Raw genomic sequence first — 17,207 nt, 5'->3', positions numbered from 1 at the left:
GCCGCCGGCGCAACGGCGGTTCCAGCAGAAGAGGTTCAGATGATCAATTTGTCGAAAGGCGGTCGCGTCAACCTGTCGAAGGAAGCGCCCGGCACGCAGAAGTTCCGCATCGGTCTCGGTTGGGACGCGAACGCGACGGACACGGGCACGGATTTCGATCTCGATGTGTCGGTGTTCCTGTGCAAGTACGACGCACAGAGCAATCCGAAGCTGATCTCGGATCAGCATTTCGTGTTCTACAACAGCGAAGTGCGCACGATGGAGCGCAAGGAAACCTTCATCCAGCCGGGCGACGATTTCCCGAAGCGCGGGATGCCCGCGTCGAAGTGCCTGGGTGTCGTGCATAGCGGCGACAACCGCACGGGCAGCGGCGGCGGCGACGACGAGGTGATCTTCATCGACGTGACGAAGCTCGCCGCGGACATCGAGGAAATCTCGGTGGTCGTGACGATCGACCAGGCCGAAGCGCGCCGCCAGAATTTCGGCCAGGTGCGCAACAGCTACATCCAGATCGCCGACGAGGTGTCGGGCGCGGTGATCGCGAAGTACGCGCTCGAGGAAGACTTCTCGATGGAGACGTCGGTGCAGGTGGGCAGCTTCTATCGCCGTGACGGCCACTTCATGTTCAAGGCGGTCGGCGCCGGCTACAACCGCGGCCTGGGCGACTTCGTGCGCGCGTACGGCGGCGCGGTCTGACTGGCGGCAGTCCGGCCGGCGGGACACCGCCGCGCCGGGCAGGAAGCAGCGATGACGAATCCGTCCGACGAGCCGAAACGGCTCGAGTTCGATACGACGCCCGAGCGCACGCCCGGGCGTCTTGCGTTCGACGCGCCGCCCGCGGCCGCGACGACGCCGGGCACGCGCGCGCCCGAGCGGCCGGCACCGCAGGCGCTCGACTTCGGGCCGGCGCCCGACAGGCCCGTGCGCACCGCGCCGGCCGAGGCGGTCGGCCGCGCGGTGTTCGGCGAGTCGAACCATCCGCAGCTCGAAGCATGCTTCCGCGCCGCGCAGGCCAGCTTCCCGAATCTCTACCCCGACTACGCGCCGCGCATCGAGCGGCACATCCGGCAACTGGTACCGCTGAAGCTCACGACGGTCGCGACGATCGGCGACGGCGCGCTGGAGACGGCGGGCAACCTCGTCGAAGCCGTCGCGGCCACCACGCGCGAATTCAACGAACTCGGCGCGGCCGACATGATGGCCGGCATGCTCGCGCAGGCGACGCGCAAGGCCGGCATGTTCGAACGCTGGTTCGGCGGGTCCGCCGGGCATGTCGATTATCGAGCGGCGCTCGGTGCGCTCAAGCAGTCGCTCGGCTTCTTTCCGCGCCGCACCGAGGAACTCGCCGCGAAGGTTCGCCATGCGGAGGAAAATCTCGTGGTCGTGCTCGCGGCGCTGAGCGCGGTGTCGGACGTCGTGCGCGCACCGGACGATGCGGGCGTCGAGCGCACGTTGTTCGACCGCCGCAACATCGTCGGGCAGGCGGTGCAGCAGATCCGCATGCAACCCGCACAATTGCGCGGGCTCGACGAGCGCGTGACCGATCTGCTGTCGCGCGCCGATCACCTGATGAACGTCGTGCTGCCGGCGGCGCTGGCGGCGCGGCCGCAGCGCTGAGCGAACGGCGCATCGGGCACGAAGCGCACGAATGCGCGCGCCGTGGCGCGCGCATTCGCTGCGCGGGCCACGGCGCGCCACGTCACGCCATTTAACGTGCACCGGCGCGAGTCTGCTATCTTCCCGGGCATCTCATTGCTTTCCCGCCCGATTCTCCATGACCGACCGCATCGTTGCCGCATTCGATTTCGACGGCACCATCACGACGACCGACAGCTTTCGCCATTTCGTCCGCTATGCGGTCGGCACGCCGCGCTTCGCATGGGCCGGGCTGCGTGCATTGCCGTGGATCGTCGCAATGAAGGCCGGGCTGCTGTCGCGTGGCGATGCGAAAGCGAAGTTCGCGTCGTTCGCGTTCGGACCCGTGCGCGAGGACGCGCTCGATGCGCAGGCACGCACGTTCGTCGACACCTACCTGCCGGGCCTCGTGCGTCCGGAAATGCTCGAACGCATTCGCGAGCACCGGGCACGCGGGCATGAAGTCGTGCTGGTGAGTGCGTCGCCGTCGCTGTACCTGGAGAAGTGGGCGAAGACGGCCGGCTTCGATGCGGTGCTCGCGACGCGGCTCGCGTTCGAGCGCGGCACGTTTGCCGGCCGGCTCGACGGCGAAAACTGCTGGGGGCCGCAGAAGGTCGTGCGGCTGCGCGGGTGGTGGGGCAACCGGCCGCCGAAACAGCTGTTCGCGTACGGCGACAGCCGCGGCGACAAGGAAATGGCCGAGCTCGCGAACTGGTCGTGGATCCGCGGGCAAGGGCCGATGCCGCCGATCGGCGGCTGAGCCTGCGCGGCGCCGGTCTTACATCACGCGTCGGCTTGCGCGCGGCGAGCGCGGCGCGACGGTCGATACGGGCCCCAGCGATTCGCACGCGCGAAGGTGCCGACGTCGTTGAAGCGCACGCCGACTTCACGCAGCGCCGCATGCGCGGTGCGCGCGGTCAGCTGGCGAATGTAGAACGGGTCGCGCACCACGAAGTGATGGATCGCATGCGTGCTGCCGAAGTTGAAGCAGAACAGCTGGAACGGCAGCATCCACCACGGGTTGAGCACCTGCGTCTGCTGGATCACGTTGCGTGAATCGATATCGCCGAAGTAATGCATGTTCGAGCTGACGAAGTTGATGCAGAAGCTGCGCACGAAGTTCGGCCCGAGCCACACCACGGCCAGGAAATCGACGACGCTCATCACGCGCGCGACGATGGCCGGCACCGTCACCGCGTAGCCGAACGCATGCAGCGCGAACAGGCCGGCGTGATAGACGATGAACGCATGCCACAGCACGTAATACACGTGACCGACCGGCATGTACGACGACACCTGCTCGACGCGCAACTGCAAGCGTTCGGACGGGTCCTGCACCGGCTGAGCGGCCACGTACTGCTTGACCTTGCGGCGCATCGCGGCCGGCCGCAGCACGACGGCGAGCATGCCGTCGGCGATCATCAGCAGGCGCTTCACGCCCCAGCGCTCGCCGTTGGTGATGCCGAATTCCTCGAGATCCGATTCGCCGCCCGACACCTTGTGGTGATGCAGGTGCATGCGCCGCCGCGTCCACGGGTTGATCGTGCCGGGCCGCGTGAGCCAGCACAGCGCCATCATCAGGTGATAGGCCCACGGCGTCTTCTTGAAGTACATCAGGTGGATCAGGTCGTGCTCGAGCTCGTGGATCAGCGACGTGACGAACGCGGCGAGCGGCAGCGCGACGTACCACGCGATCGCCCCGCGCGCATACAGCCAGGCGATCGCGAGCATCGCGCTCACCGACACGGCCATCACGGTCGCGCCGACGAGGTTCTGGTTGTCGAGCAGCGGAAAGCGCGCGCGGATCGCGTCGCTCGCGGCGTTGACCTCGCGGCGGACGTACGCGACCTTGTCCGCGTCGTGGCGAAAGGCGGTTCGTGCGGGTTGGCTCATCGACCGGATTCCTGCGGAAAGAGTGGGGCGTTATGCCGATGTGACAAGCATAGGCGCGCACCGGGCCGCCCGCGAGGGCCGCGGGTGCCAATGGCGGTGTCATTTCGGGCCACGTTGGCCGGCCGGCGCGGCTAGAGTCTCGCCCCGGTGTCATTGCGGGCCAGCGGCGCTACAATCCGCCGAAACCGCTCCGGAGTCCTCCGCATGGCCCTGTCCGTCCCGGATGCCGCGCGCCAGTTGAACAAGGCGACGGTGTCGTCCGCGTATGCGCTGTTCATGCTGATGCTGGCCGAGGAGCGCGGTATCGACGGCGGACGCATTCTTGCGGGCTCGGGCGTCGAGCGCGACCGGCTCGCGCAGCCCGATGCGCGCATCACGCCGCTGCAACAGGCGGCGATCGTGTTCAACCTGCTCGACGCGACGGACGATCCGTCGATCGCGATCGAGATCGGCCTGCGCAGCAGCCTGACGAAAGCGGGACTGATCGGCTTCGGGCTGATGAGCTGCGCGACGCTCGGCGAGGCGATCTCGCTCGGCATCCGCTACCTGCCGACGCGCGTGCCGTTCTTCTCGGTGCGGCTCGCGCGGCTCGACGGAACCGTCGACATCGACGTGCTCGAAGCGTTTCCGCTCGGCCGGCTGCGGCAGTTCGCGGTCGAGAACTTCCTGGTCGAGACGGCGATCCTGTTCAATTCGCTGCTGTATCCGGTGCCGGGACGCACGTTGCAGTCGCGCGCCGAACTCCATTTCGAATGGCCCGAGCCGCCGTGGTTCGAGCGTTATCGCGCGCGGCTGCCGCGCTGCCATTTCGACGCGAGCGCGAACCGCATCCGTTGCGATGCCGCGCTGCTCGACGAACCGATCGGCACCGCGAACGCGCACACCGCGCAGATGATCGTGCAGCAGTGCGAGGCCGAACTCGCGCGGCTCGGTTATGCGGAAAGCATCGTCGAGCGCGTGCGCAACCTGCTGATCTGCGGCGAGGGCGGCTATCCGGCAGTCGACGACGTCGCGCGCGAGCTGCATGTATCGGCGCGTACGCTCAAGCGCAAGCTCGCCGAGTACGGTGCGACCTATTCGACGCTGCTCGACGAGATCCGGTTGCGCGACGCGCTGCGGTTGCTCGAGGGAACGCGGCTGCCGGTGGACGAGATCGCCGCGCGCGTCGGTTATACGGATCGCGCGAACTTCACGCGTGCGTTCAAGCGCTGGACGGGTGTCGCGCCGAGCGAGCGGCGCTGAACGCGGGCATGCGCCGGCCCGCGTGGCAGGACTGCCGCTTCATGCTCCACTTATCCCTTCTTCAGACGATCTCGACCCAGTTCGCGCCGCGCCCGCCCGGTACGCGTGCGTGCGGCGACAGCGCGCCGTCGTCCTGCGAGATCGCATACACCGACACGTATTCCGACTGTTCGCCGCACGCGACGAGCCAGCGCCCCGACGGGTCGATCGCGAACCCGCGCGGCTGCGTCTCGGTGGCCGTTGCGTGCGCGGGTTCGAACGTGCCGTCAGCGGTGCGGCGATAGCAGAGCAGGCGGCTCGACGTGCGTTCGCTGACGTAGGCGAAACGCCCGTCGGGGCTCAGGTGCAGGTCGGCGGCCCACACGGAGGGCTCGGCGGGCGCGGGCGGCCGCGCATGGCCCGGCGCGAGTTCGGCGACGGTCGGATGGCGCGCACTCACGTGCACCTCGCCGAGCCGGCCGGTGTCGGGGTCGCACGCGAACGTGGCGAGCGTGGCCTGGAATTCGCTGACGACGACGAGCGTTCGGCCGTCGCGCGCGAACTGCAGGTGGCGCGGGCCGAACCCGGCCGGCACGCGCGTTTCGCCGTGTTCGAGCGCGCGCAGGCCGGCCGCGTCCTCGACCAGCGCGAAGCTGAACACGCGATCCGATCCGAGCGAGCTGACATAGGCGAAACGGTTGTCCGGCGAGACGATCACCGAGTGCGCGTTCGCGATGCCGCCCACGACCTGCAGCGGCGTGCCGTCTCCGTCGCGCACGCGCGCGGCGTCGTAGAGGCTCAGCGAATTTCCGCCGTACGATGCACCGAGCAGCCAGCGGCCGCTGCGGTCGAGCGACAGGTATGCATGGCTCGCGTCGATCGCGGTCGCGCCGATGCGCACGAGCGCGCCGGTGGCCGGCACGACGCGGAACGCGACGATCGTCGGCTGTTCGCCGCGCGTCGCGACATAGAGCCGCGCGCGGTCGGCCTGCACGGCGATCGGCATCGCGACGTCGGCTGCGGGATAGCGGGCGAGCGGCGCGAGCGTGCCGTCGGCCGCGAGGGAGAACGTGGCGAGGTCGGCGTCGGCGGCGTTCGAGACGACGACGGTCAGGCGGTCAGTGTTCGGCATGGCGGAGCATCGATGCGTTCGTCAGGGCGGTGTCGGCCGGCAGGCCGCGCGGCGGATCGCTGCGCCGGTGCGTGCGCGCGAACAGCGCGGCCACGGCGGCGACGAGCGACGCGATCGCGAGCGCATACAGCCCGCCCGTGATCGAACCCGTATGTTGCTTCAGATAACCGAAGGCCGTCGGCGCGACGAAGCCGCCGAGGTTGCCGACCGAGTTGATCAGCGCGATCACGGCCGCGGCCACGCGCGTGTCGAGATAACCCTGCGGGATCGGCCAGAACAGTGACGCCGCGGCCTTGAAGCCGAGTGCGGCGAAGCAGATCGACGCGAACGACCAGACCGGATCGTGCGACGTCGACGCGAACAGCCCGCACGCGGCGAGCACGAGCGCGAACGCGAGCCAGCGCTGCGGATGTTTCCATTTCGACGACAGCACCGCGAAGCCGTACATCGCGCCGATCGCGATCATCCACGGAATCGTGTTGTACAGGCCGACCTGGAAATCGGTGAGGCCGCCCATCTTGCGGATGATCGTCGGCAGCCAGAACGTCGCCGCGTAGATCGTCAGCTGGATCGAGAAATACAGGAAGCAGAACAGCATGATCTGCGGATCGCGCAGCAGCGCGGTGGCGCGCACCGGCACGTTCGAGCGCACGTCGCGCGTCGCGCGTTCCTCGTCGAGCGCGTTCTGCAGCGCCGTGCGTTCCTCGGCCGTGAGCCACGTCGCGTCGCGGATGTGCGATTTCAGCAGCAGCCAGCTCGCGCCGCACAGCGCGACGGAGAACAGTCCTTCGATCAGGAACATCCACTGCCAGCCTTCGAGGCCGAAGCCGCGGATCGACAGCAGCGCACCGGTGACGGGCCCGGACAGCACCGACGCGAACGCGGAGCCGCCGAGGAAGATCGCCATCGCCTTGCCGCGCTCCTGCGGCGGCAGCCATTGCGACAGGTACAGCACGACGCCGGGAAAGAAACCGGCCTCGGCCGCGCCGAGCAGGAAGCGCAAGGCATAGAACGACGTGTCGTTCCACACGAACGCCATCGCGGCCGCGACGATGCCCCACGTCGCCATGATCCGCGCGAGCCACACGCGGGCGCCGTAGCGTTGCATCAGCAGGTTCGACGGCACCTCGAACAGCGCGTAGCCGACGAAGAACAACCCGGCACCGAGGCCGTACGCGGCCGCGCCGATACCGATCGACGCTTCGAGGTGGCGGTCGACGAAGCCGACGTTTACGCGGTCGATGTAGTTCGCGATGAACATGATCAGCACGAGCGGCAGTACATGCCACTTCACTTTCGAGACGGCGGACGCGAGCGGGTCGCGTCCGGGCAGGGCGGGCGAGGGCGGGTTCAAGCGTGTCTCCGGTCGGGCGGGGCTGTGTAGTATGTCGTCGTATGACATGGTACGCCTGAGCGCCGGTGAAGACGTCGCGGGTTTACCCGGGAATTTCTCAGATATTGGGGAATTTCACGAGATCCGTCGGGCAGTTTTCAATGTCTGATGACATATGACATGAAACGAGTGCGTACCAGTGGCCGGGGTACCCGGTGGTAACCCGCGCGCGTGGTGCACTCCCCGGCAACCCGACCGGCGGCTACTCTCGCGGCCGCTACGCCATCGACACGACGCTGTTGAGCAGCGTCTTCACGAGCACGGCCTGCCGCGTTGCGCCCGTTTTCGCGAAGATGCCGCGCAGGTGCGCACGCGCGGTGTTCTTCGTGATGCCGGTCGCGGCGGCGGCCTCGTCGAGCGTCAACCCGTCGACGAGCAGCAGCGCGATTTCGGTTTCCATCGGCGTGAGCCGGAACAGCCGGTGCAGCATGTCGCGCGACGTCTGCGGCGACGACACGGGATCGCGCACGAACACCGCGACGGCCGGCCGGTGCCGGCGGTCCTCGGCGCCGCGGTAGGGCGCGAGCGGGCGCAGCAGCACGCTCAACGGCATCGCGCCGCCGGGGCGCGACAGCGTGGTGGCTTCGATGCGGGCGAGCGCGCCCGCGCGGAAATGCTCGAGCGCGGCCTGCAACGCCTTCTGCAGCCGGCGCTCGTCGAGCGGGCACGAGGCGTGGAGCCGCTCGTGGCGCACGCACAGCCCGTCCTGCTGCTCGATCAGCCGCTCGGCGATGCGGTTGCGCTTGATCACGCGGCCGTCCTCGTCGACGATCGCGGTGCCGACATCGAGCCGGTCGACGGTGCCCGCGTACAGCGCGCGTTCGGCGTCGAGCACGTCGAACGCCGCGTGCAGTTCGACTGCCCGCTGCAGGTGCGGCAGCAGCGTCGCGACCTGCGCGCGTTCGGCCGCGTCGAAGTCCCGTCCGCCGTGCGCGCGGCTCACGAAGAACGCGCATTCGACGCCGCGTTCGCCGCGCAGGTTCGCGCCGAGGATGTAGCGCAGGTCGAGCGGCTGTAGATACTGCCGGTAGAAATCGTGCGCGCGCCACGCGGTTTCGCCGAACAGCCGGTCGGCCGTGAAGACCTGGCCGGGCGGCTGATCGAGAAACGGGCACAGCGCATAGAACTGCTCGCTGTACGACGGCTCGCCGGGCAGCAGCGGGCCGTGCGCCGACGCGTTGATGATGAGCCCGTGCCGTGCGCCGCCCGGGTTGCGCAGCACCAGTGTCGTGAAGCGCGCGTCGAGCCGCACGCGGACCGCTTCGAGGAAGCCGGCCCACGGGGGCGCTTCCGACGGGCCCTGATAGACGAGCCCGAGCCACGCGCTGAGTTCGCGCGCCGTCCACGCCGCGTCGTCGAAGCCGTCGTGCGCGGCCGGATCGCCGGGTGCCAGCGCGATGGGCATGCTCGTGTTCTCCTGGATCGGGGGGGAGGGTTCCCGAGCCAGCATACCGGCCGCCCGGCGGCCCGCGTCGTCCGAACGGAGGAGGCGGCGCGCCCGGGCGGGCAGGCGGGCAGCCGCCGGGCTGCCCCGCCTGCGGCGCCTACGCTGCGCGCTCGCGCAGCAGGTAAGCGACGATGCGCCCGGCCGCTTCGTCAGGGGACTCGGCGACCGTATCGACGCGCAGTTCGGGCCGCGCGGGCGGCTCGTACGGCGAATCGATGCCCGTGAAATGCTTCAGCTCGCCGCGCCGCGCCTTCTTGTACAGGCCCTTCGGGTCGCGCTCCTCGGCGACCGCGAGCGGCGTGTCGACGAACACCTCGACGAACTCGTCGGGGCCGGCGAGCGCACGCGCCATCTCGCGTTCCGAGCGGAACGGCGAGATGAACGACACGAGCGTGATGAGCCCCGCGTCGAGCATCAGCCGTGCGACTTCGGCGACGCGCCGGATGTTCTCCACGCGATCGGCCTCGGTGAAGCCGAGATCGCGATTGAGCCCGTGCCGCACGTTGTCGCCGTCGAGCAGGTACGTGTGCTTGCCGAGCGCGTGCAGCCGCTTCTCGACGAGGTTCGCGATCGTCGACTTGCCGGCGCCCGACAGCCCCGTCAGCCACACGATGCGCGGCGTCTGCGCCTTCTGCGCGGCACGCGCGGCGCGGTCGACGTCGACCGCCTGCCAGTGCACGTTGTGCGCGCGGCGCAGCGCGAAGTGCAGCATCCCGGCACCGACCGTGTCGTTGGTGAAGCGGTCGATCACGATGAAGCCGCCCGTGTGGCGGTTGCGGTCGTACGGATCGAACGCCACGGGCCGGTCGAAGCTCAGGTTGCACACGCCGATTTCGTTGAGCGCGAGCGTGCGTGCCGCGAGATGCTCGCGCGTGTTCACGTCGACCTTGTACTTCGGCGTCGCGCAGGTCGCGCCGACCGTCTGCGTGCCGAGTTTCACGAGATACGGGCGGCCGGGCAGCAGCGGCGCGTCGTGCATCCACACGAGCGTCGCCTCGAACTGGTCGGCCACCTCGGGCGGCGCATCCGCGCGCGCGATCATGTCGCCGCGGCTGATGTCGATCTCGTCGGCGAGCGTGAGCGTCACCGCGTCGCCGGCGTGCGCGATGTCGCTTTCGCCGCGTTGCGTGATCACCGATGCGACGCGGCTCTCCTTGCCGGACGGCAGCACGCGCACGCGCTCGCCGACGCGGATCTCGCCCGATGCGATGCTGCCCGCGTAGCCGCGGAAATTCAGGTGCGGGCGGTTGACCCACTGCACCGGCAGCCGGAACGGCTCGTCGCGCGTCACGCGCGCGGCGAGCGGCAGCGTGTCGAGATGCTGCATCAGCGTCGGGCCCGCGTACCACGGCATCCGCGCGCCCGGCGCGATCACGTTGTCGCCGCGCAGCGCCGACATCGGGATGCTGACGATCTCCGCCAGCCCGAGCTCGGCCGCGAATGCGCGATAGTCGGCGTCGATGCGCTCGAACACGGCCCGGTCGTAGTCGACCAGGTCCATCTTGTTGATCGCGAGCACCACGCGCCTGATGCCGATCAGCGCGACGAGATGGCTATGACGGCGCGTCTGCGTGAGCACGCCCTTGCGCGCGTCGATCAGGATCACGGCGAGATCGGCGGTCGACGCGCCGGTGATCATGTTGCGCGTGTACTGCTCGTGGCCGGGCGTGTCGGCGACGATGAACTTGCGGCGCGCGGTCGCGAAGAAGCGGTACGCGACGTCGATCGTGATCCCTTGCTCGCGCTCGGCCGACAGGCCGTCGACGAGCAGCGCGAAATCGAGCTCGCCGCCCTGCGTGCCGACCTTCTTCGAATCGGCTTCGAGCTGCGTGAGCTGGTCGTCGAACAGCATGTTCGATTCGTAGAGCAGGCGGCCGATCAGCGTGCTCTTGCCGTCGTCGACGCTGCCGCACGTGATGAAGCGCAGCAGGTCCTTCGTCTGCGCATCGTCGGCGTGCATGTTGGGCGTCGCATGTGCGTGTGCCTCGGGCGCGGTGAGAACGTTTGCCATCAGAAATATCCCTCCTGTTTCTTCTTCTCCATCGAGCCGACCGAATCGCTGTCGATCAGGCGTCCTTGTCGTTCCGACGTGCGCGTCTCGCGCATTTCCCGAAGGATGTCGTCGAGCGAGCTCGCATCGCTGTCGATCGCGCCCGTCAGCGGGTAGCAGCCGAGCGTGCGAAAGCGCACCTTGCGCATCTGCGGCACTTCGCCTTGGCGCAGCGGCAGGCGTTCGTCGTCGACCATGATCAGCGCGCCATCACGTTCGACGACGGGCCGTTCCTTCGCGAAGTAGAGCGGCACGATCGGGATGTCGTGAAGCTGGATGTACTGCCAGATGTCGAGCTCGGTCCAGTTCGAGATCGGGAACACGCGCAGGCTTTCGCCCTTGCGCTTGCGCGCGTTGTACAGCGACCAGAGTTCGGGGCGCTGGCGCTTCGGGTCCCAGCGGTGCTGCTCGGAGCGCAGCGACACGATGCGTTCCTTCGCGCGCGATTTCTCCTCGTCGCGGCGCGCACCGCCGAACGCGGCATCGAAGCCGTAATGATCGAGCGCCTGCTTGAGCCCCTGCGTCTTCCACACGTCGGTGTGCATGGCCGAGCCGTGCGTGAACGGATTGATGTCGTTCGCGACGCCGTCGGGGTTCACGTGCACGCGCAGGTCGAGGCCGAGGCGCGCGGCCGTTTCGTCGCGAAACGCGATCATCTCGCGGAATTTCCACGTCGTATCGACGTGCAGCAGCGGAAAGGGCGGCTTCGCCGGGTAGAACGCCTTCATCGCGAGATGCAGCATGACCGAGCTGTCCTTGCCGATCGAATACAGCATCACCGGGTTCTCGCTCTCGGCAACCACCTCGCGCATGATGTGGATGCTTTCGGCCTCCAGTCGCTCCAAGTGGGTCAACATCGTTCGTCTCCTTGTTTCATGCCGGCGCCGCGCGACATGTGCGGCGTTTCGTGCATGACGCCAACGGTATCGAGCGAGCGGCATGCCGCTCTTCGTCCGGGTGGACTAAACCGCGGCACGGCGGTGGAGCGGATCTTTCCTTAGTCCACCCGGACGAAGAGGTGCGCGACGCCGGCGCTTAAGGTGAGCGCTCGACCATCGGCGGAGACGACACATGACGGACGACACACGTGCCACGCAACTGCTTTCGGGCCAGACCTGGGCCGATTTCTGCGACACCCTGAAACGCAGCGGCGAGCAGATCCTGCGCGCCGAGGCGCCGGACGATCCGCTGACACGCGCGGAAGGCTTTCGTTACCTGAGCCGGCTGATGCGCATCGCGCTCGAAATGCACGTCGAATTCGCGGACGGCGCGTGGCCCGGCTTTTTCTCGCCGTCGCACGAGACCGCGAAGATCGGCGCCGACAATCCCGACAACCTGTACCAGTACGCGCGGCTCGACGGCCGTTGCGAATACCGCGTGACGGGGCGGCGCGGCACGGTGGCCTACCTGAGCTTCGGCACGCAGAAGGGCGGCTACGAGACCGACGGCAAGATGCTGCAGACGGGCTTTCTCGATGCGAAGCAGCTCGAGATCGCACCGGACGGCAGCTTCGAGATCGTGCTCGGCGAGACACCGCGCGCGGGCAACTGGGTACGCATGGAGCCCGGCACCAACGCGTTGCTGGTGCGCCAGACTTTCCTCGACCGGCGCACGGAGACACCCGCGCAACTGAAGATCGAACGCATCGGCGCGCACGACCGCCCGGCGCCACTCGATCCGCTCGCGTTGCAGGGCGGCCTCACGCGTGCCGCGCAGTTCGTCGAGCAGACGGCGAAGCTGTTCGCCGACTGGGCCGCGGGCTACCGGTCGCATGTGAACGCGCTGCCGCCCGCCGACCAGGCGCTGTGCCAGTCGGTCGGCGGCGACCCGAACATCTACTACTACCACTCGTGCTGGGAGCTGGCCGACGACGAGGCGCTCGTGATCGACGTCGACAAGGTGCCCGACTGCGATTTCTGGAACGTGCAGCTCAACAACTACTGGATGGAGTCGCTCGATTACCGGCACTTCGATATCTGCGTGAACAAGCACGGCGCACGCCGGAATGCGGATGGTGGCGTGACGGTGGTCGTCGCGGCCGCGCGGCCGGGCGACGCGAACTGGCTCGATACGGCCGGGCATCGCACCGGCACGATCTGCTGGCGCTGGGTCGGCGCCGCGCAGCCGGTGCATCCGCGCACGCGGGTCGTGAAGCTCGCCGCGCTGAAGGAGGCCGCATGAACGCGCCGATCGACCTGGTCCGCTCGCGGCTCGATGCCGACGGACTGATCGCCGAGGCCGTGTCGCGCACGGGCGGGCTCACCGCGTTCGGCGACGGACCGTATCGCGAGGCGCTCGACGTGATGTGCGCGTCGCTGATCGACGAAGCCAGGCTGTCCGAACGCGGCGCGGCGATGATGCGCGAGAAGCTCGTCGGGCAACTCGTGAACCGGCTCGTCGTCGAGGATTACTTCCGGCGCCATCCGGAAATCGCGGACATCGCGATCGACGATCCGCTCGTGATCGTCGGCCTGCCGCGCACGGGCACGACGCTGCTGCAGCGGCTGCTGGCCGTCGATCCGCGCTTCCATACTGCCGCGTGGTGGGAGACCCGCTACCCGGCGCCGCTCGCGGGCGAGACGCTGGCCGAGCCGGCGGTGCGCATCGCCCGCGCGCAGGCCGAAGTCGCGACGATGATCGACTGCATTCCGCAGATCCTGACGATTCATCCGCTCGATGCGATGCTCGCCGACGAGGAGTTCATGCTGATGGAGCACTCGTTCGTGTGCGCGATGGACTCGTACGCCAACGTGCCGCGCTATACGGCGTGGCTCGCGCGACAGGATCTCACGCCGGTCTATACGTACCTGAAGCGGATGCTGCAGTTCCTGCAATGGCAGAAGGCGCGGCGCGGCGTCGCGCCGGCCACGCGCTGGCTGCTGAAGACGCCGCAGCACCTGCATGCGCTCGACGTGCTGTGCCGCGTGTTCCCGCGCGCGCAGGTCGTGCTCACGCACCGCGACCCGGCGCAGACGATTCCGTCGATGGCCAGCATGGCGCACACGCTGTGGCAGATGTATGCGGACGATCCCGATCCGCTTGCCGTCGGCGCGCAGTGGAACGCCGGAATGGCACGCGCGATCGGCGCCGCGATGGCCGCGCGCGATGCGCTGCCGTCCGGCCGCTTCCTCGACGTGCGTTTCGAGGACACGGTGTCGAATCCGCTCGGCGTGGCAGAGGCCGTGTACGCGTTTGCCGGCATGCCGCTCGATGCGCGGCGGCGCACGGCGATGGCCGACTGGATGGCGCGCAACGGCCGCGACAAGCGTGCCGCGCACGACTATTCGATCGCGCGCTTCGGCTTCACCGATGCGCAGCTCGCGCGCGACTTCGCCGCGTATCGCGCGCGGCACCTGCGGGCGGCCGGCTGACGGCCGGGCTCGCGACACCAACGACAACCAGGAGACAAGCCATGTTGCTGAAGGACAAGATCGTCGTGATTTCCGGGATCGGGCCGGGGCTCGGCGTGAAGCTCGCCGTCGAGGCCGCGCGCGAGGGCGCGTGCGGCGTGGTCGTCGCGGCGCGCACGACGGAAAAGCTCGACGACGCCGAAACGCGGATCCGTGCACTCGGTGTCGACTGCGACGTGCTGAAGGTGAAGACCGACATCACCGATCGCGCGCAATGCCGGCAGCTCGCGACGCAGGCCGTCGAGCGCTTCGGCCGGATCGATGCGCTCGTGAACAGCGCATTCGTGCACGGCAGGTTTCCCGAACCGGTGGAGGATGCCGACCTCGACGGCTGGCGCGCGGTGTTCGACACCAACGTGTTCGGCACGATGGCACTTACGCAGGAAGTCGTGCCGCACATGAAGCGGCACAAGCGCGGCGCGATCGTGATGATCAACACGCAGGCGACCCGCAAGCCGTTTGCAGGGGAAGGCGGCTACGCTGTATCGAAGGGGGCGCTCGCCGTTGCGGCAAAATACCTGGCGCGCGAACTCGGCGTGCACGGCATTCGCGCGAACAGCATCCACATGGGGTGGATGTGGGGCGTGCCGACCCGGACGTATTTCCGGCAGGCGGCGGCCGAATACGGGATGACGGAAGAGCAGGTGATCGCGCCGGTCGCGTCGAACATCGCGCTCGCGAAGCTGCCGACCGACGACGACTGCGCGCGCGCGGCGCTGTTCCTCGCGTCGGACTACGCGAACGCGGTGACGGGCGCGACGCTCGACGCGAATGGCGGCGATTTCATGCCCTGACGACGGAGCAAAGGATCATGCAGGACAACCACGACGAACGACACTTCCTTGCGTTCAACGGCGACGCGGACGGCCTGTGCGCGCTTCAGCAACTGCGGCTCGCGGAGGGCGTGCGCGGCACGCTCGTGACCGGCGTGAAGCGCGACATCAGGCTGCTCGAGCGGATCGACGCGCGCGCGGGCGACATCGTCACCGTGCTCGACGTGTCGCACGACCAGAATCGCGATGCCTGCGCGCGGCTGCTGCGCGACGGCGCGACGGTCCGCTATTTCGACCATCACTTCGCGGGCGAGCTGCCCGACGATCCGCGCTTCGACGCGCACATCGACACGGCGGCCGACGTCTGCACGAGCGCGATCGTGAACCGTTATCTCGGCGGCCGGCACGTGCGCTGGGCGATCGTCGCGGCATTCGGCGACGAGTTGCCGGCGCTCGGCGGCGCGCTCGCGCGCGAGCACGGGATCGACGACGCGGAGCGCGACACGCTCGCCGAACTGGGCCTCTACCTGAACTACAACGCGTACGGCGAGTGTGTCGGCGATCTGCATTTCGACCCGGCGGCACTTGCCGACGCGATGCTGCCGTGCGTCGACCCGCTCGAGTTCGTGCGCGAGACCGCCGTGTTTGCCGCGCTGCGCGACGGCTACCGCGACGACATGGCACGGGCGTGCGCACTCGCGCCGCTGCGCGAGGTGCCCGGCGCGACGTTGGTCCGGATGCCCGATCATCCATGGGCGCGGCGCGCGACGGGCATGCTCGCGAACGAGCGGATGCGCAACGCGCCGCATGCGGCGCTCGCGGTGCTGTCGCCGCGCGCGGACGGCGGGCTCGTCGTCAGCGTGCGCGTGCCCGACGGCCGGCCGCTCGGCGCCGACGAGTTCTGTCGCGGTTTTCCGACCGGCGGCGGGCGCAAGCGCGCGGGCGGCATCAATCATCTGCCGGAAACCGAGTTCGACGCGTTCGCCGAGCGGTTCGAGGCGGCGTTCCGGCTCGATTGACGCAACGGCCCGCGATGCGCACGCCGTGCATCCCGCGCACGGCGTGCGCGTCGCGGGCGGCGGATTGTGGCCGCCGGGTTGCGGCGCGATCAACCGGTCGCGCCCGCGAGCACGGCCGGCACGTTGTGGCCGTAACAGCGCTCCTCGACACGCTCGACGATGCGCCAGCCGAGCGCGGTACGCGCGAACCGGTCGACGTACCACAGCCCGAGAAACATCACCTGCGTGCCGCCGTCCGGCAGCGCGACTTCCATCGGATTGAAGCAGGTCGTGCGGCCGCGCGCGGTGTCGCCGTCGAGCCGGATCGACAGGTTGCCGACCAGGTGCTGGTACTGCGGAAACCGCGGCAGCACGGTGCGCAGCCATGCCTTCACGTCCGGATATCGGCCCGCGATGCCGCCCATCGCGCGATAGTCGATCGCCGCGTCGGGCGTGAACACCGCGTCGAGCGCGTCGAAGTCGCGCGTATCGATCGCGGTCGAATACGCGACGATCAGTTCGCGGATGTCGTGATAGTCGGACAGCGTGTGCAGATCGGGCATCGGCGGCTCCCGGTCAGACGCCGTTGCGCCGGCGTGCCGCATGGAGCGCTTCGGCGCGCCGCTTCACGTCGCGCGCGCACTGGTCGAAACCCTGTTTCACCCACGCACCGTGGTTCCGCATGATCGTGTCCGCGTTGATGCCGAGGAACTGGTCGGTCGTGAAATAACGGCAGCGTTCCGCGCCGATCGCGTCGATGTACTGGTCGCGGCGCGCGGCGTCCTTGTTGTCGTCGGTCGGGCGCTGCTCCCACGACAGCAGGCGTTCCGGTTCGCACGCGACGAGGATCTCGTCGACGGGAATCACGGTTTCCGTGCCGGGAATGCGCACCTGCATGTGCACGAAATCGCCGAGCCTGCCGGTCGTTTCGAAGCCGACGCAGAATGTGTTCCATTCGCCGTAGCGCGGGAAGTCGGTCAGCACTTCCCATACGACGGAGGCCGGTGCGTCGATGTCGACGGTGATCGAGGTGACGAGATTCGAGGGTTTGGTCATGGCGGCGTATCGGGTGAGTATCGGGTGAGGCCGCGCGCCCGGCCGGGCGCCGCAGCAGTCGGAAAGGTCCGCGTCGGCATCGGCCGGCGTGCGTGGCAGGGGCGGGACGCGCGGTGCCGGTAGCGGCCGGCAGGTGCCGTGCGGCGTACCCGACATCGAGCGTAGGCCGGCGCATGCGGCGAAGAATCGTCGGAATGGA

At 68.7% G+C, this 17,207-nt stretch carries 16 protein-coding genes; 8 read left to right on the top strand and 8 right to left on the bottom strand.

The features are described from left to right. The first annotated feature begins 39 nt into the window (after positions 1-39). From AB3K92_RS34360 to AB3K92_RS34350, 3 genes are all read left to right on the top strand, one after another. Positions 40-696, top strand: a complete 657-nt coding sequence (locus AB3K92_RS34360) for a TerD family protein (RefSeq protein ID WP_021163605.1) — start codon at positions 40-42, stop codon at positions 694-696. A gap of 51 nt (positions 697-747) precedes the next feature. Continuing rightward, on the top strand, positions 748-1,617 hold the full coding sequence (locus AB3K92_RS34355) for a hypothetical protein (protein ID WP_048026224.1): 870 nt from the start codon (positions 748-750) through the stop codon (positions 1,615-1,617). A 157-nt stretch (positions 1,618-1,774) separates the two neighbouring features. Then, entirely contained in the window at positions 1,775-2,395 is a 621-nt protein-coding gene (locus tag AB3K92_RS34350; RefSeq protein WP_021162444.1) for an HAD family hydrolase, read from the top strand. A gap of 23 nt (positions 2,396-2,418) precedes the next feature. On the opposite strand, the gene AB3K92_RS34345 is transcribed toward AB3K92_RS34350, so the two are convergent. Then, positions 2,419-3,528 carry a fatty acid desaturase gene (locus AB3K92_RS34345; RefSeq protein ID WP_059486452.1) on the bottom strand — a complete coding sequence of 370 codons (1,110 nt, stop codon included), beginning with the start codon at positions 3,526-3,528 and terminating at the stop codon, positions 2,419-2,421. A 204-nt stretch (positions 3,529-3,732) separates the two neighbouring features. Here AB3K92_RS34345 and AB3K92_RS34340 point away from each other — a divergent pair, with 204 nt between their 5' ends. Then, positions 3,733-4,770, top strand: coding sequence for an AraC family transcriptional regulator (locus AB3K92_RS34340; RefSeq protein WP_059528420.1), 1,038 nt, complete (start codon positions 3,733-3,735; stop codon positions 4,768-4,770). Positions 4,771-4,831: 61 nt separating this feature from the next. Here AB3K92_RS34340 and AB3K92_RS34335 read toward each other — a convergent pair whose 3' ends face one another. From AB3K92_RS34335 to cysD, 5 genes are all read right to left on the bottom strand, one after another. Next, entirely contained in the window at positions 4,832-5,881 is a 1,050-nt protein-coding gene (locus AB3K92_RS34335; RefSeq protein WP_369466672.1) for a lactonase family protein, read from the bottom strand. Then, positions 5,868-7,235, bottom strand: a complete 1,368-nt coding sequence (locus AB3K92_RS34330; protein WP_141667416.1) for an MFS transporter — start codon at positions 7,233-7,235, stop codon at positions 5,868-5,870. Before AB3K92_RS34330 ends, AB3K92_RS34335 begins: the two co-directional genes overlap by 14 nt. Before the next feature lie 256 nt (positions 7,236-7,491). Then, positions 7,492-8,679, bottom strand: coding sequence for a helix-turn-helix transcriptional regulator (locus AB3K92_RS34325; RefSeq protein WP_226202957.1), 1,188 nt, complete (start codon positions 8,677-8,679; stop codon positions 7,492-7,494). A 139-nt stretch (positions 8,680-8,818) separates the two neighbouring features. After that, the gene (gene cysN / locus AB3K92_RS34320) at positions 8,819-10,732 is read right to left on the bottom strand and encodes a sulfate adenylyltransferase subunit CysN (RefSeq protein ID WP_369466671.1); all 1,914 of its coding nucleotides are present in this window, start codon (positions 10,730-10,732) and stop codon (positions 8,819-8,821) included. Next, complete coding sequence (gene cysD, locus AB3K92_RS34315; protein WP_369466670.1) at positions 10,732-11,712, bottom strand: sulfate adenylyltransferase subunit CysD; 981 nt, start codon at positions 11,710-11,712, stop codon at positions 10,732-10,734. The genes cysN and cysD overlap by 1 nt, the downstream gene beginning before the upstream one ends. Before the next feature lie 130 nt (positions 11,713-11,842). Here cysD and AB3K92_RS34310 point away from each other — a divergent pair, with 130 nt between their 5' ends. The 4 genes from AB3K92_RS34310 to AB3K92_RS34295 are packed head-to-tail and all read left to right on the top strand — an operon-like array spanning position 11,843 to position 15,973. Beyond that, on the top strand, positions 11,843-12,952 hold the full coding sequence (locus AB3K92_RS34310; RefSeq protein ID WP_369466669.1) for a DUF1214 domain-containing protein: 1,110 nt from the start codon (positions 11,843-11,845) through the stop codon (positions 12,950-12,952). Beyond that, the gene (locus tag AB3K92_RS34305) at positions 12,949-14,142 is read left to right on the top strand and encodes a sulfotransferase (RefSeq protein ID WP_369466668.1); all 1,194 of its coding nucleotides are present in this window, start codon (positions 12,949-12,951) and stop codon (positions 14,140-14,142) included. Before AB3K92_RS34310 ends, AB3K92_RS34305 begins: the two co-directional genes overlap by 4 nt. 41 nt (positions 14,143-14,183) lie before the next feature. After that, positions 14,184-14,975, top strand: a complete 792-nt coding sequence (locus AB3K92_RS34300; RefSeq protein ID WP_021162436.1) for an SDR family oxidoreductase — start codon at positions 14,184-14,186, stop codon at positions 14,973-14,975. A gap of 17 nt (positions 14,976-14,992) precedes the next feature. Further along, on the top strand, positions 14,993-15,973 hold the full coding sequence (locus AB3K92_RS34295) for a hypothetical protein (protein ID WP_059682385.1): 981 nt from the start codon (positions 14,993-14,995) through the stop codon (positions 15,971-15,973). An 89-nt stretch (positions 15,974-16,062) separates the two neighbouring features. On the opposite strand, the gene AB3K92_RS34290 is transcribed toward AB3K92_RS34295, so the two are convergent. Next, entirely contained in the window at positions 16,063-16,515 is a 453-nt protein-coding gene (locus AB3K92_RS34290; protein WP_369466667.1) for a nuclear transport factor 2 family protein, read from the bottom strand. Positions 16,516-16,528: 13 nt separating this feature from the next. Then, entirely contained in the window at positions 16,529-17,008 is a 480-nt protein-coding gene (locus AB3K92_RS34285; RefSeq protein WP_369466666.1) for an SRPBCC domain-containing protein, read from the bottom strand. Positions 17,009-17,207: the final 199 nt, after the last annotated feature.

Origin of the sequence: Burkholderia sp. Bmkn7, assembly GCF_041103175.1 — a bacterium.
GTDB classification, from domain to species: domain Bacteria; phylum Pseudomonadota; class Gammaproteobacteria; order Burkholderiales; family Burkholderiaceae; genus Burkholderia; species Burkholderia cepacia.
The sequence above is the reverse complement of the archived record's forward strand: the minus strand, read 5'-3'. Positions and strand labels throughout refer to the sequence as shown.